The organism is Polaribacter sejongensis (assembly GCF_038024065.1).
Classification (GTDB): Bacteria; Bacteroidota; Bacteroidia; order Flavobacteriales; family Flavobacteriaceae; genus Polaribacter; species Polaribacter sejongensis.
Window position 1 is genome coordinate 794,471 of sequence record NZ_CP150667.1, and the last position, 24,369, is coordinate 818,839.

18 protein-coding genes, 1 other RNA gene and 1 riboswitch are annotated in these 24,369 nt (G+C 31.1%); of the genes, 6 read left to right on the forward strand and 13 right to left on the reverse strand.

The genetic code is table 11. The features are described 5' to 3' along the window. Nucleotides 1-238: 238 nt before the first annotated feature. The 3 genes from WHD08_RS03060 (at nucleotide 239) to WHD08_RS03070 (ending at nucleotide 3,858) form a co-directional block, all read left to right on the forward strand. Nucleotides 239-952 (forward strand): DUF542 domain-containing protein, encoded by a 714-nt coding sequence (locus tag WHD08_RS03060; protein ID WP_165734053.1) that lies wholly within the window; start codon nucleotides 239-241, stop codon nucleotides 950-952. A gap of 78 nt (nucleotides 953-1,030) precedes the next feature. Next, nucleotides 1,031-2,674, forward strand: a complete 1,644-nt coding sequence (locus WHD08_RS03065) for an OstA-like protein (RefSeq protein WP_208889272.1) — start codon at nucleotides 1,031-1,033, stop codon at nucleotides 2,672-2,674. A 2-nt stretch (nucleotides 2,675-2,676) separates the two neighbouring features. Continuing rightward, nucleotides 2,677-3,858: an aspartate aminotransferase family protein gene (locus WHD08_RS03070; protein ID WP_208889271.1), complete on the forward strand. Its 1,182-nt coding sequence runs from the start codon at nucleotides 2,677-2,679 to the stop codon at nucleotides 3,856-3,858. A 117-nt stretch (nucleotides 3,859-3,975) separates the two neighbouring features. Here the strand turns inward: WHD08_RS03070 and WHD08_RS03075 are convergent, their stop codons facing one another. The 12 genes from WHD08_RS03075 to WHD08_RS03130 all read right to left on the reverse strand — a co-directional run bounded on the left by WHD08_RS03075 (nucleotide 3,976) and on the right by WHD08_RS03130 (nucleotide 19,697). Next, nucleotides 3,976-4,887 (reverse strand): anti-sigma factor, encoded by a 912-nt coding sequence (locus WHD08_RS03075; protein WP_208889270.1) that lies wholly within the window; start codon nucleotides 4,885-4,887, stop codon nucleotides 3,976-3,978. 75 nt (nucleotides 4,888-4,962) lie between these two features. After that, entirely contained in the window at nucleotides 4,963-5,634 is a 672-nt protein-coding gene (locus WHD08_RS03080; protein ID WP_208889269.1) for a Crp/Fnr family transcriptional regulator, read from the reverse strand. A 69-nt stretch (nucleotides 5,635-5,703) separates the two neighbouring features. Further along, a complete protein-coding gene (locus WHD08_RS03085) occupies nucleotides 5,704-6,399 on the reverse strand; it encodes a peptidoglycan DD-metalloendopeptidase family protein (protein ID WP_208889268.1) in 696 nt (231 codons plus the stop codon). 64 nt (nucleotides 6,400-6,463) lie between these two features. Next, nucleotides 6,464-8,731 (reverse strand): aconitate hydratase, encoded by a 2,268-nt coding sequence (locus WHD08_RS03090; RefSeq protein WP_208889267.1) that lies wholly within the window; start codon nucleotides 8,729-8,731, stop codon nucleotides 6,464-6,466. Nucleotides 8,732-9,175: 444 nt separating this feature from the next. Beyond that, nucleotides 9,176-11,953, reverse strand: a complete 2,778-nt coding sequence (locus WHD08_RS03095) for a bifunctional aconitate hydratase 2/2-methylisocitrate dehydratase (protein ID WP_208889266.1) — start codon at nucleotides 11,951-11,953, stop codon at nucleotides 9,176-9,178. Nucleotides 11,954-12,187: 234 nt separating this feature from the next. Then, nucleotides 12,188-12,490, reverse strand: an RNA gene (gene rnpB / locus WHD08_RS03100) — RNase P RNA component class A. 189 nt (nucleotides 12,491-12,679) lie between these two features. Next, nucleotides 12,680-13,825, reverse strand: a complete 1,146-nt coding sequence (gene dnaJ, locus WHD08_RS03105; protein ID WP_208889265.1) for a molecular chaperone DnaJ — start codon at nucleotides 13,823-13,825, stop codon at nucleotides 12,680-12,682. A 131-nt stretch (nucleotides 13,826-13,956) separates the two neighbouring features. After that, nucleotides 13,957-14,505 (reverse strand): nucleotide exchange factor GrpE, encoded by a 549-nt coding sequence (locus tag WHD08_RS03110; RefSeq protein ID WP_208889264.1) that lies wholly within the window; start codon nucleotides 14,503-14,505, stop codon nucleotides 13,957-13,959. A gap of 91 nt (nucleotides 14,506-14,596) precedes the next feature. Further along, nucleotides 14,597-15,145, reverse strand: coding sequence for an HNH endonuclease (locus WHD08_RS03115; protein WP_165734037.1), 549 nt, complete (start codon nucleotides 15,143-15,145; stop codon nucleotides 14,597-14,599). Nucleotides 15,146-15,183: 38 nt separating this feature from the next. Further along, nucleotides 15,184-16,494 (reverse strand): UDP-N-acetylglucosamine 1-carboxyvinyltransferase, encoded by a 1,311-nt coding sequence (murA, locus tag WHD08_RS03120; protein WP_208889263.1) that lies wholly within the window; start codon nucleotides 16,492-16,494, stop codon nucleotides 15,184-15,186. A 3-nt stretch (nucleotides 16,495-16,497) separates the two neighbouring features. Next, nucleotides 16,498-17,160 carry a DUF4290 domain-containing protein gene (locus tag WHD08_RS03125; protein WP_208889262.1) on the reverse strand — a complete coding sequence of 221 codons (663 nt, stop codon included), beginning with the start codon at nucleotides 17,158-17,160 and terminating at the stop codon, nucleotides 16,498-16,500. A 215-nt stretch (nucleotides 17,161-17,375) separates the two neighbouring features. Continuing rightward, on the reverse strand, nucleotides 17,376-19,697 hold the full coding sequence (locus WHD08_RS03130; RefSeq protein ID WP_208889261.1) for an ATP-dependent helicase: 2,322 nt from the start codon (nucleotides 19,695-19,697) through the stop codon (nucleotides 17,376-17,378). A 239-nt stretch (nucleotides 19,698-19,936) separates the two neighbouring features. Between WHD08_RS03130 and WHD08_RS03135 the strand changes: the two genes are divergently transcribed. Genes WHD08_RS03135 through WHD08_RS03145 form a run of 3 tightly spaced genes read left to right on the forward strand, consistent with a single transcriptional unit; the run spans nucleotide 19,937 to nucleotide 21,951 of the window. After that, on the forward strand, nucleotides 19,937-20,719 hold the full coding sequence (locus tag WHD08_RS03135) for a sigma factor-like helix-turn-helix DNA-binding protein (protein WP_208889260.1): 783 nt from the start codon (nucleotides 19,937-19,939) through the stop codon (nucleotides 20,717-20,719). Continuing rightward, entirely contained in the window at nucleotides 20,716-21,435 is a 720-nt protein-coding gene (locus WHD08_RS03140) for a DUF3307 domain-containing protein (RefSeq protein WP_208889259.1), read from the forward strand. The genes WHD08_RS03135 and WHD08_RS03140 overlap by 4 nt, the downstream gene beginning before the upstream one ends. Nucleotides 21,436-21,438: 3 nt before the next feature. Beyond that, on the forward strand, nucleotides 21,439-21,951 hold the full coding sequence (locus WHD08_RS03145) for a hypothetical protein (RefSeq protein ID WP_208889258.1): 513 nt from the start codon (nucleotides 21,439-21,441) through the stop codon (nucleotides 21,949-21,951). Nucleotides 21,952-22,015: 64 nt separating this feature from the next. Here WHD08_RS03145 and WHD08_RS03150 read toward each other — a convergent pair whose 3' ends face one another. After that, nucleotides 22,016-23,953, reverse strand: a complete 1,938-nt coding sequence (locus tag WHD08_RS03150; RefSeq protein WP_208889257.1) for a TonB-dependent receptor plug domain-containing protein — start codon at nucleotides 23,951-23,953, stop codon at nucleotides 22,016-22,018. A gap of 138 nt (nucleotides 23,954-24,091) precedes the next feature. Then, nucleotides 24,092-24,337: riboswitch (cobalamin riboswitch) on the reverse strand. Between the last annotated feature and the right edge of the window lie 32 nt (nucleotides 24,338-24,369).

Genomic DNA, 24,369 nt, shown 5'->3' on the forward strand with positions numbered 1-24,369 from the left:
CTTAAACTTTTATTGAAGGTAAAAGTTGTTTTATCTCAATAGTATGTTCAAAAAACTTCATTTTAACGTTATGAATAAATGATTTTTATTCATCATTTAACATGTACTTATCCGAAAATGATATCGTTTTAATACAAATATCTATAATTATGTAAAAAAGTGACAAAAGTCATTTTTTATCCCTAATAATAAGATCATATTTGTTAAGAATTCAAAGCCTATTATTGTGAAGGATCTAATGAATAAAAGTGTTGCAACAATAGTTATTGAGAACATAAATACTGCCTCCGTTTTTAAAAAATATAAAATAGACTTTAGTATTCATGGAAACATGTTACTTAGTCAGGCTTGTGAAGAAAAAAACACCAATTTAAAACACATTCTAAAAGATTTAAAGGCGGTAAATGATAAGGTTTACTATTTAAAAGATTATAATTCTTGGAAATTAGATTTTTTAATTGACTTTTTAGTGAATATTCAACATGAATATAAAGAAGAAAATATATTGTTACTAAAAGAATATGGAGAAAAAGTAGCAGCAATTTATGATGAAGAATATGAAGAACTCATAGAAATTAATCTGTTAATATTAAAAGTTGCAGATAATATTCTTGAACATATGAAAAATGAAGAACGCATTATTTTTCCTTATATAAAGAAACTTATTGAAGCGAATACTAAAAAAATAGTGACTGATACAAGTAATTCTCCCTTAAACAGACCAATTGATATCATAGAAGATGATCATGAAAAGGTGAGTAAAACCTTTAAGAAAATAGCCGAATTAACTAATAATTATAAAATTCCAGAAAATGCATGTATCTCTTTTAAAGTTTTATACTTAAAACTGCAGCAGTTTGAAGAATTATTAAACAATCATATTCATATAGAGAATAATATATTGTTTCCAAAAGCTAAAAAGTTAGAACAATCTTTAACGATACTTTCATAGATTTATTTCAACTAATTTTTACTTTTCTTTAATACTTAGCCATTATCTTTTCATTATTTTTGCGTAAAATTCATCATCTTGAAAAGAATACTTTTTTTACTTTTTGTTATTTCATCGGCCATTTCTTTTTCGCAAGAAAACAGAAAAATTGAATATTATGCAGAACAGCAAGAAGCTGATGAGGAAAAATATCCTGGAGCAACATTATTAATTGGTAATGTTAAAATGATTCACGACGGAATTATTTTAACAAGTCAACAAGCATTGTACTATAAAGACAAAAACTTCTTTAAAGCTATTGGAAATGTGCTAATTAAACAAGGAGACACCATTACACAAACCAGTAGTTACGTAGATTACGATGCCAATTCTAAGCAAGCGCTTTCTTGGGGAGATGTGGTTTTAAAAGACCCAACAATGACCTTAACTACAGATACATTGCATTTTGACAGACTAAATCAAAAACTGTATTATAAAAGTTACGCAACTATAAAAGACGAAACAAATACCTTAAAAAGTAAAAATGGAAACTTTTATTTAGAGGATAAAAAGTTTACTGCAACTACAAGAGTTACCGTTGTAAACCCAGAACATCATCTAGAATCTGATCATTTAGATTATTATACGAATTCTGGACTAACCTATTTATACGGGCCAACTACCATTACAAATACAGAAAATGATAATAGAATTTATTGTGAAAAAGGATTCTATAATACCAAAACAGATATTTCTCATTTTGTTAAAAATGCCAAACTATATTTAAAAGAAAGAACTGTAGAAGGAGATAGTTTGTATTATGATAAGAGAAAAGGGTTTGCTTCTGCAACGAATAATATTCAGGTAATAGATACCGTTCAAAACTTTATAACCAAAGGAAATTACGCAGAAATATTTGAATTAAAAGATTCGCTATACATTATTAAAAAAGCTGTTGCCATTTCTATTATTGATAAAGATTCTATGTTTATTCATGGAGATACTCTTTTAGTTACCGGTAAACCGGATAAAAGGGTTGTAAGAACGTATCATAATGTAAAAATTTTTAAATCGGATTTACAAGGAAAATGTGACTCCATACATACAAACCAAGAAACAGGTTTGACAAAAATGTTTAAAAACCCTGTAATTTGGTCAGATCAAAATCAGATTACTGGAGATACCATTCACTTAATTTCTAATGTAGAAACAGAAAAATTAGACTCGCTAAAAGTTTTAAACAACTCGTTTATAGTTTCTAAAGATTCCGTTTCTAACAAAGACTTTAACCAAATAAAAGGTAGAAATATGTTTGGGAAGTTTAGGGAAAATAAATTGCACTTACTTTTAGTAAAAGGAAATGCTGAATCTGTTTATTTCAATAGAAATGAAGAGACAAATGTGTTAGAAACCATTACAAAAGAAATATCTAGTAATATAGAATTCACCTTAGACAGTGGACAGATTGAAACTATAAAGTATTTAAAAAAATCTGATGGTAATACCTACCCTCCTTCTAAATTGCCAGATGATGTTAGACAGTTAAAAGGTTTTATTTGGCGTGAAGATGAACAACCTAAAAAGATGGAAGACATTTTTATAAAAGACAATAAAGATACAATCCCCTCTAAAACAGAAGATAAAGTCGATAATATTTCTGACCTTCTTAATCCTAAAAAGATTACGAAAGAGAAAGAAGAAATTAAATTACTAAAGTCAGATATTTCTCCTAAAAAACAATAAGCTTGAAAAAAGATTTTTTTAAATACCAAGCACAAACAACTCCTCACCCACTTGCAATAGAAATTTCTAAGGCAAAAGGAAGTTATATTTATGATACTTCTGGTAAAGCTTATTTAGACTTTGTAGCAGGGGTTTCTGCAAACAGTTTAGGCCATAATCATCCTAAAGTTACAGACGCCATAAAAAATCAACTAGATGCGTATGCGCATGTTATGGTTTATGGTGAGTTTATACAACAACCGCAAGTAGCATTGTGTAAATTATTAGCACAAAATTCTCCAGAGAATCTAAACGCCGTTTATATTACAAACTCCGGAACAGAAGCTACGGAAGGTGCTTTAAAATTAGCCAAAAGAGCGACTAATAGAGCTGAAATAATTGCAGCAAAAAACTCCTATCACGGTAATACAATGGGGTCAATGAGTGTTTCTGGCGTAGAAAAACAGAACCAAGCTTTTAGACCATTAATTCCGGGAACAAGATTTATTGAATTCAATAATGAAAGTGAAATAGATAAAATTACGAATAAAACTGCTGCTGTAATAATAGAAACCATACAAGGTGGTGCTGGTTTTATTGAATCTAAAGATGATTTTTTATGGAAAGTAAAACAACGTTGTTTAGAAGTTGGTGCTTTATTAATTTTAGATGAAATACAAACAGGAATTGGAAGAACAGGTACTTTTTGGGGATTCGAAAACTATAATGTAATTCCGGATATCATAATTACTGGGAAAGGTTTAGGTGGTGGAATGCCAATTGGTGCATTTATTTCCTCATTTGAAAACATGAGTTTATTAAAAGACAATCCTAAATTAGGACATATTTCTACTTTTGCTGGTCATCCTGTTATTTCTGCAGCAGCTGTAGCAACTGTAACAGAAATTACTCAGAATAACTTTATTAAAGAAGCTTTACGAAAAGAAGCATTGATTAGAAAACATTTGGTACATCCTTCAATTGTAGAAATTAGAGGAAAAGGATTAATGTTAGCTGCCATTTTAGAAACAGCAGAACTAAACGCTAAAGTAATTTTGAAATGTTTAGAAAACGGATTAATTCTCTTCTTTTTACTGTTTGAAGAAAAAGCAATGAGAATTACGCCTCCATTGACCATTTCTGATGAAGAAATAATAAAAGGTTGCAACATCATTTTAAAAACAATTGATGAAGTAACCGAATAGGTGTTTTTCTTAAATTTATCTAAACTTTTTATAAACAGAAAAGGGCAATTATATAACATATAATTACCCTTCAAATAAATCAACCATTAACACAATAGTAGATATATTCTTTTTCTGTTATCTTGTTACACTTCCAGATAAAATTGGTAGTGGTCCTGTTACCATATTTATTACTGTAAAAGTCATTGCATCTGCTGGTACAACATGTGCTAAAGGCTTTAAAGCAAAAGGTGCAGAACTATTATCTGGACTAGGCTCTACTGAAATTACCACTGTTTTTCCTTTTAAATCTGTAGGAAAATCTACACCTGCCGCAGATCCTGTTACATAATCTTCTCCTGGAAAAGCTGGTCCGTTTCCAACTGATCCTTTATAAGGTGAAGTTGCCGCGTTTTCATCTGCTCCATCTACATATGTAAAAGTACCTGTACTTACTGGTGTTCCGTCTATAACAACCCATCCTTCATATTTCCATCCGTCAGTTAAAGTTGGTAAACCTAAACCTGCAATCGCTGGAGTGTTAGCATTATCTAAAAACCAAATTCCACTTGCTTCATTAGTATCATCATTATCTGTAGGTGTTGCTAAAATGTATTTTCCCCATGAAGATCCTAAATCTTTAATTTCTCCACTAGCATCAACCACGATGTTGTCTGAATTTACACTTGCTGTATTTCCAGAAAAGTTACCTGCTAAGAGTTTCGTTGCTGCTGGTGCTAAAGCCTCTGCTCCTGTTTCTCCTGCTGGTTCAATAGATAAAACAAATGTTGTTGCTGCTTGTAAATCATCAATACCAACAGTATACGTTTGTGGAAAAGTTACGCTTGTAAATGTACCTGTACTTACTGGACTTCCGTTTACTATTAACCATCCTTCGTAAACAAAATCAGCTCCTAATACTTCTAAACCTGTAAAGTCTACTGTTAAATCTCCTGTTGTTGGTGCAATGTTGTTGTTGTCATCGTCGCTACAAGCTACAAAAGTAGTTGCAATTGCAAATGCGAATGCTAAATTTAAAATTTTTTTCATCTTATTAATATTTATGTTAATGTTGATGACAAAATTATAAGTTTAACAAGTCTTGAAATGTTAGCTAGCTAACACTTATGCTATTTTTTGAAGTAATCTTATCTCTTTTCTATTGAAACTGATGATGTTTGCTTCTTTTAACTCATTCATTAGTACATTTAAATTAGATCTAGAAGTACCTATTAAAGAGGCAATATCTTTTTGTGTATATGGATGTACTATTACTTTATCCCCTGTTTTTTCACAATCATGACCAAATTCCTCACACAGCTCTTTCATAAATTCTAAAAACCTTGTTTTAGAATCCTTAAATAATATTAATTGTAATCGTCTTTCTAATTTCTTAAAACGAAGTCCTAAAAACTTATAAATTTTTAAACTAAAGGTTTTATTATCACGCATTAAATCGTGCATGGTTTCTACTCCTATGGGACAAATTGATGTTGATGCATCTACAGATTGCGCAAATTCATTTCTTACTTCCTCTCCTAATATGGCTTTTTCTCCAAACAATTCCCCTTTGGTTAAAATGGCTTTTACAACTTCATTTCCATCTTCTGTATAATATCCTAACTTCACTTTTCCTTTTTCTATGAGATAAACTTTACTGGCAGAGTCTTCTTCAAAGTAGATGTAATCACTTTTCTTATAAGCATCAAAAGAGTGACACTTTTTATATTCTTTAAATTTATGCGGACAAAGAAGATTAAATAAATTTACGTTATCAAAAAACCATAAGTTCTTCATATTAAATAATTTTAGTTTTGGTTATTGATAAGTCTATAAACTCAGCAATAGTTTACAAAATTCTCTAAATTAATTCAATATTTTTAACAATAAATTCGGATTAGGGCAATTATTTTTATAAAATGCTATATTTTCTTTGGATGACACTCCAGGATAATCTCCAAAATTATCTTCTAAATCTCTAATAATTTGAAAGTGTAAATGTGGTGCATACTCTCCGTTTACAGATGAATCTCCTAAATACCCAATAGTATTCCCTTGTAAAACAGTGTCGCCAATTTTTATATTTTCTATGGATTTTAAGGATAAATGCCCATATAAAGTATAGAATACTTCTTTTTTAATTTGATGTTTTAATATAATAGTCGGACCATAATCTCCATAATTCTTATTATTTTTAAAACTATGGATTTCCCCATCCAAGACCGCTAATACTTTGGTATTTTCTTTACACCATAAATCAATTCCTAAATGAATGTTTCTTTTATTATTTTCTGATTGATTTTTAAAATAATCACTTCTGTCGTAAATATTTCTTTTTTCTAAATAACCTCCAAAACCTATTTTAGCTTTATTCTTTTCTAAGAATAAGTTGATATGTTTTTCCCATGCTTTGGAAGAAGAGATATCAAATTTTAATAATTCTTTATTTTTTGATGAAATTACTATTGGAAAATAATCTTCTAAAGAAATATTAGAATCAATTACTTGTAAAGGCTCTTTTGATATTTCGTTTAGAAAATGATTAAATTTTTCTGTATTCATAATTGCAGGTAACAAAAAAACTCTCGAATTTCTCCGAGAGTTTTATATTTAAAACGCTTAAATTTTAAGCATTTTCTTTTTTAATTAAGTTTAAGGCAGAACCTTCATTATACCATTCAATCTGACCTTGATTATAAGTATGGTTTGTAACAACCATATCTTTAGATCCATCTGCATGAACAACTTCTATAGTTAAAGGTTTATCTGGTGCAAATTCATTTAAATCTACAAAGTTGAACGTATCATCTTCCTGAATTAAATCGTAATCTGCTTCATCATTAAATGTTAAACCTAACATTCCTTGTTTCTTTAAGTTGGTTTCATGAATTCTAGCAAAAGATTTTACTAAAACAGCAGCAACACCTAAATGTCTAGGTTCCATTGCAGCGTGCTCTCTAGAAGAACCTTCACCATAATTATGATCTCCAACCACAATAGATTTTATACCTGCAGCTTTATAAGCTCTTGCAGTATCTGGTACACCACCAAACTCACCTGTTAATTGGTTTTTAACAAAATTGGTTTTCATACCAAAAGCATTTACAGCTCCTATTAAACAGTTGTTAGAAATATTATCTAAATGTCCTCTATAACGCAACCAAGGTCCCGCCATAGAAATGTGATCTGTAGTACATTTACCAAATGCTTTTATTAATAATTTTACACCTGTTAAATTATTTCCTAAAGGTGTAAAAGGCTCTAATAACTGTAATCTGTCAGAATCATCTTTTACAGCAATTTGAACATGACTTCCATCTTTTTCTGGAGCTAAATACCCGTTATCATCTACAGCAAATCCTTTAGGTGGCAACTCCCAACCTGTTGGTTCATCTAACATTACCTGTTCTCCATTTTCGTTGATTAACGAATCTGTCATTGGGTTAAAGTCTAAACGACCAGCAATAGCAATTGCAGCTGTTAATTCTGGTGAAGCTACAAAAGCATGTGTATTTGGATTCCCATCTGCACGCTTTGCAAAGTTTCTGTTAAAAGAGTGTACTATACTGTTTTTTGGAGCATTTTTTGGATCATCATAACGAGCCCATTGTCCGATACATGGTCCACATGCATTGGTGAAAATTTTAGCATCTAATTTTTCAAAAATTTGAATAATTCCATCACGAGCAGCCGTAAAACGAACTTGCTCAGAACCTGGGTTTATCCCTAATTCAGATTTCATTTTTATGCCTTTATCAATTGCTTGTTGTGCAATTGAAGAAGCTCTAGATAAATCTTCGTACGAAGAGTTTGTACAAGAACCAATTAATCCCCATTCTACTTTTAATGGCCAATCATTGTCATTAGCAGCCTTTGCCATATCAGTTCCTACTTTTGTAGATAAATCTGGCGTAAAAGGTCCGTTTAATAATGGTCCTAATTCAGACAAATTAATTTCTATAACTTGGTCAAAATATTCTTCTGGGTTTGCATACACTTCTGCATCACCTGTTAAATAGTCTTTTACTTCATTAGCTGCATCAGCAACATCACTTCTGTCTGTAGCACGTAAATAACGTTCCATAGATTCGTCGTATCCAAAAGTAGAAGTAGTTGCTCCTATTTCTGCACCCATGTTACAAATAGTACCTTTACCTGTACAAGACATAGAGGTAGCTCCTTCACCAAAATATTCTACAATAGCTCCTGTTCCTCCTTTTGCAGAAACAATACCTGCTACTTTTAAAATAACATCTTTTGGTGCAGTCCAACCAGATAATTTACCAGTTAACTTCACTCCTATTAATTTAGGAAATTTTAATTCCCAAGCCATACCCGCCATCACATCTACAGCATCTGCACCACCAACACCAATAGCAACCATTCCTAGTCCACCAGCATTAACTGTGTGAGAATCTGTACCAATCATCATTCCTCCAGGAAATGCATAATTTTCTAAAACTACTTGGTGAATAATTCCTGCACCTGGTTTCCAAAAACCTAATCCGTATTTATTAGAAACAGATTCTAAGAAGTTAAAAACTTCGTTACTTGTATTTAGAGCAGATTGTAAATCCATACTTGCTCCGTTCTTAGCTTGTATTAAATGATCGCAATGCGTTGTTGTAGGTACTGCAACTTTACTTTTACCAGCTTGCATAAATTGCAACAATGCCATTTGTGCAGTTGCATCTTGTAAAGCAATTCTATCTGGTGCAAAATCTACATAATCTTTACCTCTAACAAACGCTTTATCAGTTGTTTTATCCCATAAATGAGAATACAAGATTTTTTCTGATAATGTTAAAGGTTTTCCAGTAAGTTTACGAGCAGCATCTACACGTTCTACAACGTTAGCATACACTTTTTTAATCATGTTAATATCAAAAGCCATAAGATTTTATATAATTTAATGGTTAATAATTTATAAGTACACTAAGGTACAAAAATATCTACTAGTTTTATAACTCAATTTTGCTTAGAAAAGATTTAATACTGATAGTGAAATAGATAATTTTGATACAAAATAGCTATTAAGAATTATCAATTACTGTTAAAAATGCTAATAGCTTGGGTTAGGGATAGAAGTGGAAATCCTTTTTGAGAAGGATGAACAAAAAGATTGTAGCGAAAAGCCCGACGACGCCTTTTTTGGCGTGGTAACCTCCAAAAAAACGTGCATAGGTTATCATTATTAAAGGCGAATATTAAACCATTAAAAGCTCATAAGTTTTTAAAACCTGTGAGGTCTATAAACATTAATATGTTAGATAATTAAGAGCAAAAAAAAGTCTGAGTTTAAAACTCAGACTTTTATATATAATTTTTAACCTTAAGATTATCTCACTAATTGTTTTTGAGATGGTTTAAATTTAGTTAATACAATACCGTCTACAGCTGCTTCATATTCTGCCATAGTTGGTGTTCTACCTAAAATTGTAGACAATACAACTACTGGTGTAGAAGATAATAAAGATTCTCCTTTTTTCTCACCAGAATCTTTAACAACTCTTCCTTGGAATAAACGTGTAGATGTTGCCATTACTGTATCTCCTGGAGCCGCTTTTTCTTGGTTCCCCATACATAAGTTACAACCTGGACGCTCTAAATACAACATATTTTCATATCCTGTACGTGCTACTCCTTTTGGTGCATTATCATCAAATTCGAAACCAGAGTATTTTACTAAAACATCCCAATCTCCTTCTGCTTTTAACTCATCTACAATATTGTATGTTGGAGGTGCAACAACTAAAGGTGCTTTAAATTCTACTTTACCATATTGAGCCTCAACATTCTTTAACATTTGAGCTAATATTTTCATATCACCCTTGTGAACCATACAAGATCCTACGAAACCTAAATCTACTTTTTTAGTTCCTCCGTAGTAAGATAATGGTCTAATATTATCGTGCGTATAACGTTTAGAAACGTCATCATTATTTACATCTGGATCAGCAATCATTGGTTCTGCGATTTCATCTAAATCGATCACAACTTCTGCATGATACTTCGCATTTGCATCTGGTCTTAAAGAAGGTTTAATTCCTGTTTTAAGTTCTACAATTCTATTTTCTGCTTTTTCCACTAAACCTTTAAGAACTTGACCTGCATTGTCCATTCCTTTATCAATCATGATTTGGATACGACCTTTTGCAATCTCTAAAGATTCAATTAAAGTATCATCTTCTGAAATACAGATAGACGCTTTTGCTTTCATCTCTGCAGTCCAATCTGTAAATGTAAATGCTTCATCTGAAGTCAATGTACCAATATGAACCTCAATGATTCTACCTTGGAAAACGTTTTCTCCACCAAATTGCTTTAACATTTGAGATTGTGTAGCGTGTACTACATCACGGAAATCCATATAAGATTTCATTTGTCCTTTAAAAGTAACTTTTACTGATTCTGGAATTGGCATAGAAGCCTCACCTGTAGCTAATGCTAAGGCTACGGTTCCAGAATCTGCTCCAAAAGCAACACCTTTAGACATACGTGTGTGAGAATCTCCACCAATAATAATGTCCCAATCTCCTACTGTAAGATCGTTTAATACTTTATGAATCACATCCGTCATTGGGAAATATTTCCCTTTAGGATCACGACCAGTAATTAAACCAAAGTCGTTCATAAAGCTCATTAATCTTGGAATATTCGCTTTAGATTTATCATCCCAAACTGAAGCTGTATGACAACCAGATTGGTAAGCTCCATCTACAATTGGAGAAATCACTGTAGCAGCCATCATCTCTAATTCTTGAGAAGTCATTAAACCTGTAGTATCTTGAGATCCTACAATATTAACTTCTACACGAACATCTGAACCTGCATGTAAAACAGCCCCTGGAGTTGTACCAACAGCATTTTTATTGAATATTTTTTCAACAGCAGTTAATCCTTGTCCTTCAATAGTAACTTCTTTTGATGGCGCATATACTGGCACAACATCAATATTTAAAACCTTAGAAGCAAATGTTTGTAATTTTTTACCGAAAACAACAGCGTAAGAACCACCTGCTTTCATAAACTCCATTTTTTGTGGTGTAAATGCTGCAGAAATATCTTTTAACTCTTTATCTCCGTTATATAATTTTTTCTCTTTTGTATTAATAGTAAGTACAGTACCTGTTGCAACAGAATACTCTTCTTTTAATACTGGATCTCCGTTTTCATCACGAATTGTGTTTCCTTCCGCATCTTTTTGTTGTACCCAGTTTTTAAGGTCTAAACCAATACCACCAGTTACACCAACAGTTGTTAAGAAAATAGGTGAAATTCCGTTTGTACCAGCAATTACCGGCGCAATATTAATAAATGGTACATAAGGACTCGATTTAATTCCTGTCCATAAAGCCACGTTATTTACACCAGACATTCTAGAAGAACCAACTCCCATTGTTCCTTTTTCTGCAATTAACATCACTCTTTTATCTGGGTGCTGTGCTTGTACTGCTTTTAATTCTGCTTGTTGTTCTTTATTGTGCTCAAATAAACACTGACCGTGTAATTCTCTATCTGAACGAGAGTGAGCATCACCACCTGGAGATAATAAATCTGTAGAAATATCACCTACTCCAGCGATAAATGTTACTACATCAATTTTTTCATCTATTTCTGGTAATTTTGTGAAAAATTCCGCTTTAGCGTAACTTTTAATAATATCTATGGCAATTTTATTACCGTTATTAAATGCCTCTTCTAAACGAGTCGTATCTGCTTCGTAAAGAAAAACTTGTGTTTTTAATACATCTGCTGCTTGTTTTGCAATGTCAGCATCTGATCCTAAGGCTAAATCTAATAGCACTTTTACAGATGGTCCACCTTTCATATGTGATAATTGCTCAAAAGCAGAAGAAGTTGTAATTTCTTTTACGATTGATTCACCTAAAATAATCTCTTTTAAAAATTTAGCTTTCACACCAGCAGCACTTGTAGTTCCTGGTAAAACATTATATATAAAAAAGTTCAAAGATTCTTCTCTGTACTCGTTTTCTAAATCTTTAATTTGTTCAATGATTTTGCTTAGTAATTCTGCACCATCAATTGGTTGTGGATGAAGACCCTGTTCTTTACGTTCTTCTATCTGCTTAAGGTAGTCTTTATAAATACTCATGAAAGAAATCTTTAGTTACTGTAGGCCTTTTTAATTCTTATAAACGAAAAGACAAACTGTAAAATTATTTATTTATTTTAGTATGACAAACTTACATTTTTTATATTAAAATTAAAAGATAAATAATAGATTGCGTAAATTAATGAATAAAAAAAAGTTATTCGGTAAAACACTGATTTTAAATCAACAAAAAGGATTGTTTGTTGATTTATTTTGAAGTTTTAATAATTATATAGAAAATGCAGACTAATAAGCCGAATCCTGTACCTTAAAAAGGTTCTTATCATTTATCTAGAGTTACAATTACTCGTAACTTCTATCTGCCTACCCTTTAGAATCGAGCGAGTAGCTCTCAAGCTCTAATTTACATGGCATTGCACCTCATAGAGTTTACCTGGTTTCACTACAGCCTAACTGTACATTCTTTCTGTTGCACTGGTCCTCAGCTCTCGCTGGACGGATGTTATCCGCTATGATACTCTTTGGTGTCCGGACTTTCCTACTTGTAAAAACAAGACGATAAGATAAGTCTGCAATTTCTATATTATAGTATAAATTTATCTTTAGTCATAAAAAAAACCCACTCATAAATGAGTGGGAAAAATTGCTATGAAAAAGAAAAAGTGTTGCCGATAAAATCAGCAACACTACAAATGTACATTAAATATTTAAATAAAATACAACTTATTTTAAAAAGTCACCTATTTATTTAAAATTAACATTTTATTAAGAGAACATGTCTTTTACTTTTTCAAAAAATGACTTGTCAGATTTATTTGGATTTGGTCTAAAATTCTCGTTGTCAGACATTTTATCAAAGAATTGTTTTTGTTCTTTATTCAATTCTTGTGGTGTCCAAACATTAATATGTATTAAGAAATCTCCAGTACCATATCTTTCTATACTTGGTAAACCTTTCCCTTTTAATCTTAAAATTTTACCAGATTGTGTACCAGCATCAATTTTAATTTTTACTTTACCTGTAACTGTATCCACTTCTTTACTTGTTCCTAAAACAGCTTCAGAGAAATTTACATATAAATCATAATGAATATTGGTTCCTTCTCTCTTTAAAAAATCATGAGGAACTTCTTCAATTAATACTAATAAATCTCCAGCAACAGAGTTTTTACCAGGAGCTTCATTACCCTTTCCTCCTACTTTTAACTGAACACCTTCTGTAACACCAGCTGGAATATTAATTGGAACAGTTTCTTCTTTTATAATTAAACCTTGTGCATCTGCTTCACTTGGTTTTGTACTAATAATTTCTCCTGCACCAGAACAAGTACCACAAGTAGTTGCAGTTTGCATTCTACCTAAAATAGTATTGGTAACACGCATTTGTTGCCCAGAACCATTACACGTAGTACACGTTTTATAAGTAACTCCTTCTGCTTGTACTTTACGTCTAACTTTTACTTTCTTTTCTACTCCTTTGGCTATTTCTTCTAAAGTAAGTCTTACACGAATTCGCATATTACTTCCTTTAACTCTAGCTTGTCGTTGGCCTCCGCCACCTCCAAAACCACCAAAACCGCCTCCGAAGCCACCGCCTCCGCCGCCAAAAATATCACCAAACTGACTAAATATGTCATCCATATTCATGCCGCCGCCTCCACCGAAACCGCCGCCACCTTGTGGACCTTCAAAACCAGCATGACCATATTGATCATAACGTGCTCTTTTATTTTCGTCACTTAAAACTTCGTACGCTTCTGCAGCCTTTTTAAAATTCTCTTCTGCAGTGGTATCATCCGGATTCTTATCTGGGTGATATTTGATCGCCATTTTTCTATAACCTTTCTTTATTTCTGCTTGAGTTGCAGATTTTGAGAGACCTAATATTTCGTAAAAATCTTGTTTTGCCATTTTTTATTTTTAATTTTCAGTATTTCATCACAGTTTTTCAGCTCTCACTGCTCACTGTCATTAATACTTCTTTAGTTTACAACATTAGTTTTGCATATGTTGCTCACTGTCATTGTAAACTGAATACTTTTTTACTGTCCGATAACTACTTTAGGGTAACGAATAATTTTGTCGCCTAATTTGTATCCTTTTTCTACACAGTCAATTACTTTTCCTTTTAAATCTTCTGATGGAGCAGGAATTTGTGTAATTGCTTCATGAATTTCAGCATCAAAAACATCACCAGCTTTAGTTTCCACTATAGACAATCCTTTTAATTCTAAAGTGTTAAATAATTTTTGATAAATTAACAACACTCCTTTTCTTAATTCTTCTGCCTCTTTATCATCTTCAATATGTGACAGAGCACGTTCAAAATCATCAATAATTGGCAGTAAAGATGTCATTAAATCTTGTCCAGCAGTTTTAAATAATTCTATTCTTTCTCTAGAAGTTCTCTTTTTATAGTTTTCGAACTCAGCAAACAAACGTAAAAACTTATCTTTTTCAGTTTGAAGTAACTCTTCTGTTGTAGGTTCTGCTTTTACAACTTCAGCTTCAACTTCTTGATTTTCTTCAACTTGAACAGTTTCTTGTTCGTTCTTTATTTCTTCTTCTTGGGTGTTATCTTTCTTACTCATTATCTTTGTAATCGTTAAAATGTCTACTATTAAAAGGCAAAAACGTTGCCAACAAAAAAATAGTGTCAGATTGACACTATTTTTAACTTCTTTATATTTTAACATGGCTCCAATTTTCTCCAGATTTAATTCTATGAATTTGCATATCTGAAACTCCAAATCGTTTGGCAATCATAGTAATTCTTGTTCTTTTATTTTTGAGTTGCCTTTTTATAATTTTCACTTTTCCTTCTGTAAGCTTATAACTAGTTTTTTTGTTTTTTATAGCTTCTATAAACACAGGGTTTTTAAACTGATGCAACTCTTTCTCTCTTTTAGTTGCCCACTTTAAATTCTCTACAGTATTATCTGTTTTGTCGTAATTTTTATGTAAAACATAAATTTGATCTTCGTTTTCTTTTTCTATAAAATGCTCTGCCACTAATTTATGCACATACCTACTTGTAGATTTGTTATTAGCAATTTGCTTTACATAAATAGTTTCATATCCATTTATAAAACTCTTATTTCTTAAAAACTCTTTATCTTCTTTAAAATAAAGCACTCTTCCAAAATTAGAAATCTTAAATTTTTTTACATCAGAAATTTTCTCATCAAATTTAATATGCTTCCATTCTTCTTTCCACAAACTTCTTATCATGACTTAAAAGTATTTTTAAATTAATAAAAAACTTTTCCTTATTCAGCAATTCTTTCAATTTTAGCTCCAATAGATTTTAAACGAGCTTCTATATTCTCGTAACCTCTATCTATTTGTTCTATATTATTTATTATTGATGTTCCTTTAGCAGATAAAGCAGCAATTAATAATGAGATACCTGCTCTAATATCTGGCGATGTCATTTTGGTAGCTTTTAATGAGCTTTCAAAATTCATACCAATTACAGTAGCTCTATGTGGGTCGCACAAAATTACTTTTGCCCCCATATCTATCAATTTATCAACAAAAAACAAACGGCTTTCAAACATTTTTTGATGTATTAAAACAGTTCCCTTTGCTTGTGTTGCAATTACCAAAACAATACTCAATAAATCTGGCGTAAATCCAGGCCAAGGAGCATCTGCAACGGTTAAAACAGAACCATCTATAAAATTCTGTATTTCATACGATTCTTGTGCAGGAATATAAATATCATCTCCTTTTCTTTCTAATTTAATTCCTAGTTTTCTAAATACATTAGGTATTTGTCCTAAGTTATCCCAACTTACGTCTTTAATTGTTAATTCAGATCTAGTCATTACTGCAACACCAATCCAAGAACCAATTTCAATCATGTCTGGTAAAACTCTGTGCTCACAACCACCAAGAGCATCTACTCCTTCTATGATTAATAAGTTAGAGCCAACGCCAGAGATATTAGCGCCCATAGAATTCAACATTTTACATAACTGTTGAATATAAGGTTCACAAGCGGCATTGTAAATTTTTGTAGTTCCTGTAGCTAAAACAGACGCCATTAAAATATTAGCGGTTCCTGTTACAGAAGCTTCATCTAATAACATATCTACGCCAAATAATTCTTCTGCTTCTACTCCGTAAAAATGTTCTTCTTTATTGTAACGAAATTTTGCACCTAATCGTATAAACCCTTCAAAATGGGTATCTAAACGTCTACGACCAATTTTATCTCCTCCAGGTCTTGGAATATATCCTCTACCAAAACGAGCTAAAAGTGGACCAACTATCATAATAGAACCACGCAAAGAACTTCCGTCTCTTTTAAAATCTGCAGATTCTAAATATTCTAAATTGATTTCATCCGCTTGAAAAGCGTAAGAATTTCTACTTAATTTTTCTACTTTTACTCCTAATTCACCAAGAATAAAAATTAGTTTGTTAACATCAATAATATCTGGAACGTTATTTACAACAACTCTTTCTGGGGTTAATAAAACCGCACAAAGTATTTGTAAAACTTCGTTTTTTGCTCCTTGTGGAGTAATGGTTCCGTTTAATTTATGACCGCCTTCAATTTTAAATGATGCCATATACTAATATCTTTTTCTATTTTTATTTTGATTGCTATGTTGTGGTTTCTTATAAGTGCCTTTAGTAGCGGTAGTCCCCTGTCCTTGTGTACGTGGCTTTCTTAACAAGTTTTTACTTTCAGAAAGTTCTTCTTCTGTATTTCTTAAATCTAATTTACCATCAGATAAATCGAATAAATGCTTAAAAATTACAGCATCATCTACAGTATCTTTATTCCAATTTAAATAACACTTTTTCATGTGATTTGCAATTGTAAATACCAAAGCTTCTTTTTTCTCGCCTTCTTCCCAACTTAAAGCAATATCTATCATTGTTTGAATATTGTTACCATAATAACGATATCTAGATGCTGATTTTGGGTACGCTAATCCTTCTGGCTTCTCTTGTAATTCTTCTTTTGATGGCTGAGGATATGGTGACTCTACATCTAATTTAAAATCTGCCATGATATATAACTGATCCCAAAGTTTGTGTTTAAAATCTGGTACATCACGTAAATGTGGTTGTAAATTTCCCATAACATCTACAATAGCTTTTGCCATTTTATCGCGTTCATCTTTAGTTTCTAAAGCCAAACAATGGTCTACTAATTTTTGTATATGTCTGCCGTATTCTGGTATTATCATTAACGGTCTTTCTGAATTGTATTCTAAATCGAATGTCATTTTTATATTTTTGAGAAGTGTTCTCGATACATTTTCCTTTATCATTTTAACCAAAAGAAAACACTAGAACTGAAAAATTATAGTTTGTAGTTATTTAACGTTGCAAAATAACAATTTATTTTTAGTTTTTAGGATTCATTTTTAATTAGATTCCCTTTTTCAAGGGAAAGACAGTTTAAATGACAATTAAAAACACCGTTTAAGATAGCCTTTTGCTATCCAATTACTTTTAATTTGGCAAATTGAAGTAATAATTTCTTTTTACCAACAGTACCAAATTTAATTTCTGCTTTTTTATTTGGTCCATTTCCTTCTAATCCAATTACCTCTCCTGTACCAAATCTATTGTGCTCTACAAAATTACCCACAACAATATTACCATCAAATAAATTAGGTTTTGAGGTTGCTTGAGATACCTTTTTTAGATTTTTAGGAATAATAATTTCTTTTTTCTTCACCAAATCACGTTCCATTTTTTTACGTTGAATCGGTTTTTGAAAACGAATTCCTTTTGGAGCATCATCAAAAATACTTTTATCTACAAAGTTATTGATTGCTGGGTTGGTACTTTTTGGAGTGATGTAATTTAGATACTGATCATCTATTTCCTCTAAAAATCTACTAGGTTCTGCATCTACCAATTTCCCCCATCTATAACGGGTTTGCGCATAACTTAAATAAGCTACTTTTTCTGCCCTTGTTATGGCTACGTAAAACAACCTTCGCTCCTCCTCTAATTCACTTCGCGTATTCATGCTCATTGCAGAAGGAAATAAAGATTCCTCTAATCCAACAACATACACATACATATACTCCAATCCTTTAGACTGGTGAATCGTCATTAAAGAAACAGATGGTTTGTCATCTTCTTTTTTAGCATCAAAATCTGTTGCCAACGCCACATCTTCTAAGAAAGTAGTTAAAGAAGTATCGCCTCCTTCTTCAATTTTATCCGTAATAAAATCTTTAATTCCGTTTAAAAGTTCTTGAACGTTTTCTACCTTACTAACTGCTTCTGGCGTTCCGTCTTTTTCTAAATCTTTTATTAATTGTGCCTTTTTTACAACTGTTTCAGCAATTTCGAATGCATTTTTTGTTTGCGATTCTACTTGCAAACTTTGCATCATTGTCATAAAATTACGAAGCTTATTTTTAGTCCCCGTATTTATTTTTAAATCTATTTTATCGATATATTTAATGATATCGAAAATTGATTTTTTATAATGATTTGCAGCAATAGTAAGTCTATCTATAGTAGTCGCTCCAATACCACGAGCAGGGTAATTGATTATTCTTTTTAACGCTTCTTCATCATTTGGGTTGATTAAAATACGTAAGTAAGATAAGATATCTTTTATTTCTTTCCTTTGATAAAAAGAGATTCCTCCGTAAATTTTATAATCAATTCCTTTTTTACGCAACGCATCTTCAATTGCTCTAGACTGTGAGTTTGTTCTATACAAAACACAAAAATCATCTGGAGTTAATTGATGGTTCATTTGATTCTCCCAAATGGATTGTGCTACAAAACGTCCTTCTTCTCCGTCGGAAATAGTACGCATTACATTTATAGCTTCTCCAGGATCATTAGAGGTCCAAACTTCTTTATCTAATTTTGTTTTATTTTTTTCGATTACAGAGTTTGCGGCGTTTACAATATTACTTGTAGAACGATAATTTTGCTCAAGTTTAAAGGTTTTTACATCCGGATAATCTTTCTGGAAATTTAATATATTCTGAATATTTGCGCCCCTAAAACTATAGATACTCTGAGAATCATCTCCAACCACACAAATATTCCCGAATTTATCTGCCAAAGCTCTCACAATAATATATTGAGAATGGTTTGTATCTTGATACTCATCTACCATTATATATCTAAAACGGTCTTGGTATTTTGCCAACGTTTCTGGAAAACGCGCCAATAACTCATTGGTTCTTAACAATAAATCATCAAAATCCATTGCACCAGCCTTAAAACATCGGTCTACATAGGTTCTATAAATATTACCAACTTCTGGCCTACTTGCATGTAAATCTGCTTCTTGTAATTCTGGGTTATTAAAATAGGCTTTAACCGTAATTAAACTATTCTTAAAGGAAGAAATTCTACCTAGAATCTGTTTAGGCTTGTATTGCTCTCTATTTAAATTCTTTTCTTTTATAATTGCTGATATCAACCGAACAGAATCTTGAGAATCGTAAATTGTAAAATTAGTTGGAAACCCTAATTTATCTGCTTCGGTACGTAAAATTCTAGCAAAAACGGAGTGAAAAGTTCCCATCCACAGATTTCTAGATTCACTGTTACCTACAACACTAGCAATTCTTGCCTTCATTTCTTTGGCTGCCTTGTTGGTAAATGTAAGTGATAAAATATTAAAAGAATCTACGCCTTGCTTCATTAAATGCGCTATTCTATAGGTTAATACACGTGTTTTACCAGAACCCGCACCAGCAATAATAATCATGGGTCCGTCTTTCTGTAAGACAGCCTGTCTCTGTGGTTCGTTTAAAGAATCTAAATATGTGCTCAATGGTTTATTTTAAAGGAATTTGAAAGCGTGAAATTAACCAAACTATTCGTTTCTATAAAAGAAGATGAATACTATTTATTCACAATTTTCACATAAGAAAATCCAAACATATCTGCCTAAGAACAGATAAATACAATTATCTGCCTACAGACAGATAATTTAAAATATCTGCTTACAGGCAGATAATATTGTTATTTAGCTTAATAATTGATATATTAGCTAAAAATTAAGATTTACAAATGACAAGTATTTTAACAGGCGACATCATCAATTCTAGAAAGAAGGATGATAATTTTTGGTTAGAAACGCTAAAAGAGGCGTTGAGCACTTTTGGTGACTCTCCAAAATATTGGCAGATTTACAGAGGAGATAGTTTTCAATTAGAAATAGAAAACTGTGAAAATGCATTTTACGCAGCTTTAAAATTAAAATCTCACTTAAAATCTACAGTAGATATAGACGTTAGAATTGGGATTGGAATTGGAGAAAAAGAATTTAATACTCCAGAAGTTACAGCATCTAACGGAGAAGCTTTTATAAATTCTGGTTATGCATTTGACACCTATCTAAAGAAGCAAACCATTGCTATAAAAACTCCCTGGCAAGAAGTTGATGCAGAACTAAACATCGCTTTTGATTTGGCATTATTAACCATGGATTCTTGGACAAAAAACTCTGCAGAAGTATTTAAAATATCTTTAGAAAAGGAAAATAGCACACAAAATGAAATTGCAGCTCTTTTAGGAATTACACAAGGACGTGTTAGTGAACGCCAAAAACGTGCTGGATTTGAACCTATTATGAAACTAGAAAAACGTTTTAGAAAAATTATCAATCAAAAAATAAAAAAAGAAATGGAATTCCAAGTATATGAAGAAAATGATATTTTATCTGATACAATAAAAAAATTAAAGGTTCGTACTGAAAATAGAAAAAAAGAAATGGATAACTTTAAATATACTCTAAATGATGAAAATAATGTAAAAATTGAAAATATAATTAAAAAAGAAAAATCAAAATGATTTTATTTCTAAAACTTTTATTAGCTCACATTTTAGGCGATTTTGTTTTTCAACCAGAAAAATGGGTTAAAAACAAAGAAGAAAAGAAGGTAAAGTCGGTAAAGTTATATTATCACATTGCGCTTCATGCATTATTTTTAGTATTGATACTTCAATTTAACCTTAAAGAATACTGGCTTGCTTTTCTATTAATTATAATATCTCATTATAGTATAGATCTTTTAAAACTCTATCTACAGAAAAAGAAAACAAAACGAATTTGGTTTTTTATAGATCAAGTTTTACATCTTACCATATTAGTATTTGCTACTTCCTTTTATGTAGATTTTTCTTTATCAACAGAAAACCTCATAACAGATCAACTCTTATTATTGATTATCTTTTTACTGTTGGTTATTTTTGTTTCTGCAATTATCATCAAAATAATAATTACACAGTGGAATCCTGAAAGTAAAAAAGAAAACGACGACTCTCTTGCAAAAGCAGGTCATTATATTGGAATTCTAGAACGTTTATTTGTTTTTACGTTTGTAATTACCAATCATTGGGAAGCTATCGGCTTTCTACTAGCAGCAAAATCTGTTTTTAGGTTTGGAGATTTAACGTCATCTAAAGACAGAAAATTGACGGAATATATTTTAATTGGTACTTTATTAAGTTTTGGTATTGCTATCTTTTTAGGAGTATTATATTTGTACACTTTAAAATTTATCTAATTTATGGAAGACAAACTAATAGAAAGTATTGCTTATATTCTACCCGCTTTGGTAACTGGTTTAGTTGCCTATTATATTTTTAACAGATTGATCATAAAGCTAAGTTCTGATGAAAAAATAGCGCTACTATCTCAAAGAAAAAAAGAAGCTTTACCTATAAAACTACAAGCTTACGAAAGGATGTTGTTGTTTTGTGAGCGTATTAACCCTGTTAAAATGTTGGTGAGAATTAAACCAATTACAGAAGGCACTCAAGATTATTTACAATTGTTGATTGCAAATATAGATCAAGAATTTGAACACAATTTAGTGCAGCAAATGTATATTACAGATGATACCTGGACAGCAGTTGTAGCTACAAAAAATACTATTATTAATAAATTAAGACAAGTTGCAGAAACGGCAAAAACAGCTAATGAATTGCGCGAAAAGGTAATTATAGACTACTCTAAAACATTACCACCAACAGATACCGCTATTAGTTTTATTAAAAATGAAGTAAAAAAAATATTGTAAAAAAAAAGACCATCTAAAATAGATGGTCTTCTTCCTCTTTTCGAAAATAGCAAATTTCCCTTTATTAAAACTGAAGTCTTACTCCTAATTTAAAGTTTCTACCACGTGTAGAAAACCCTAAAATATCATCGTAATCTTCGTTTAAAATATTTGTAACTCCACCAAATAAAGTTACAGTATCTTCTAATAATTTATAATTAGCAGCAAAATCTAATACTTGGTAACTTTCTAAAGTAACATCTTCTCCAGCAGTTCCAAAAGAACCATACCTATCAAAAATACTTCTATCACCTACATTTTTATAAGTAATATTAAAGAATGTATTTGTAAAAGCATTTACATCTAAACCAGCTACAAATTTATTTGCAGGAATATAATCGTTAAAATCTTCTGTATTATCTTTATCTACATATGTATAAGAAGCGTTAACAGTTAAAAATTTAAGAGGCGTAATATTGGTATTTATTTCCAAACCATTTGCATCAGAAGAACCATTACCATATTTGTAGGTAGCATTATCATAAATAATTGCATCTTCTTCTTTTCTATTAAAATAAACCACATCAAACTGAAGCCAATCTTTATAATTTACATCAAAACCTGCTTCAAAAGTTTCATTAGATTCTGGTTTTAAATCTAAATTACCAGAAAAACCATCATATAATTGATACAAACTTGGTGTAATAAAAGCTGTACTATAAGAAGTTAATAATTTAATAGAAGCATTTTCATTCTTTAAAACTGAGTACGCAAGATTCCCGTCATAAACTGCATGATTACCATATACATTATGAATATTTAATCGTCCACCTACATTGGCACTTAAACCAAAATCTGTTATATACACTACACTTGCATAAGGATCTACAGTATTAAAATTTGCAATTCCTTTTTCAATTTCTGCAAAAGGAGTAACTGTATTATTACTGTGAATTTGATAATTTAAACCTGTAATTAATTGAATTTTACCATCCTTAAAATCATATCTATTTACTAAATCTAAATTTACACTTCTACCAACAAATTCGTAGTTGTCTAAAGTACCCGCAAAAGAATTGAATTGCTCTAAATTTCTTTCTACCACATTTGCAGAAGCTAATAAGTAAACTTCTCCTTTATTATAAGTGTATTTTGGTTTTACACCAACTCTAAACTGCTCTTGATCTCCTGTATTTACATCGCTATCAGAAAAAGCCCCTGCGTCAAAATCATAATCAAAATTATCATAATTTAAGAAAGTCTCTATAGAAAATTGATCATTTACTGCATAACCTAATTTTAACAATGCATTTTTACTGTAAAAACTATCATTTTCATAAACAGCATTTGTTTTACTTTTTGCAGCAGACATTCCGTCTGTTCCAGTAATACTAAAAGAACCTAAGAAATTAAGTTTCCCTAAAGTACCGTTTAAACTTACGTTTTGGTTGTTATCAGATAATCCGCTTCCTTTAACATTTGCGGTATTATTTGTACCAACACTTGTTTCAAAAGAACCAGAAATTTTATCTTCTGATGCTTTCTTTAAAACAACATTAATAACTGCAGTAGCTGCTCCAGAACCATATAATGTAGATGATGCTCCTTTTAAAATTTCAATAGACTCTATTTGACTAACGGCTAATAAACGTAAATCGAATTGTTGATTAATTGCAGATTGATCTGTAACTGGCACACCATCAATTAAAACTAAAACTTGCCTATTTCTTCCTCCTCTAATATTAATACTTCTTGGTTCTGATGCATTAGAATTTACACCTCTAACATCAATACCAACAACATTATTTAGGATTTCAATAACATTTTTACCAGCATTTTGTTGCAATTCTTTTTGAGTAATTTTCTGAATTACCTTACCAGTATTCTCTTTTTTTAGATTGAATTTTGTTGCTGTAACAACAACTTCATCTAAAGCCTCTACTTTTTCTTTTTGCTGTGCAAAAAGATTTGTGCTAGCAAAACTACATGCCAAAACACCAACAATTAATAATTGTTTTTTCATTTTTAATGATTTAATTTAAGTCTTCTTCTTTTACAAGAAAACAATAAAGATTACTCCTTGTTAAACAAGGAATCTAAATAAATCAGGTAAATTTGTGTACAAAATAGAATTAGTACATAAACCTTTATCCCGAAAGTTTTAAACTCGTGATTTATGGCAGGTTTCCTGACTCGTTTTATGTTATTATACCTTCCCAACAAAAAAATGTCAGTGGTAAAAGAATTAATAACATCCTCTAAAGAGGTACTAAATGATGCTGAAATAAACTCAGCACAAGCTTAGTATAAACTTACAGTTGCGGGAACAGTTCTGGATTTCAACCAGATTCCCTTTTAATTCGATGTAAATTATTTCTACATCAAAACCAAAATCGTTGCAAATATATATGCATTCTTATGAACAATCTAATTAATTCG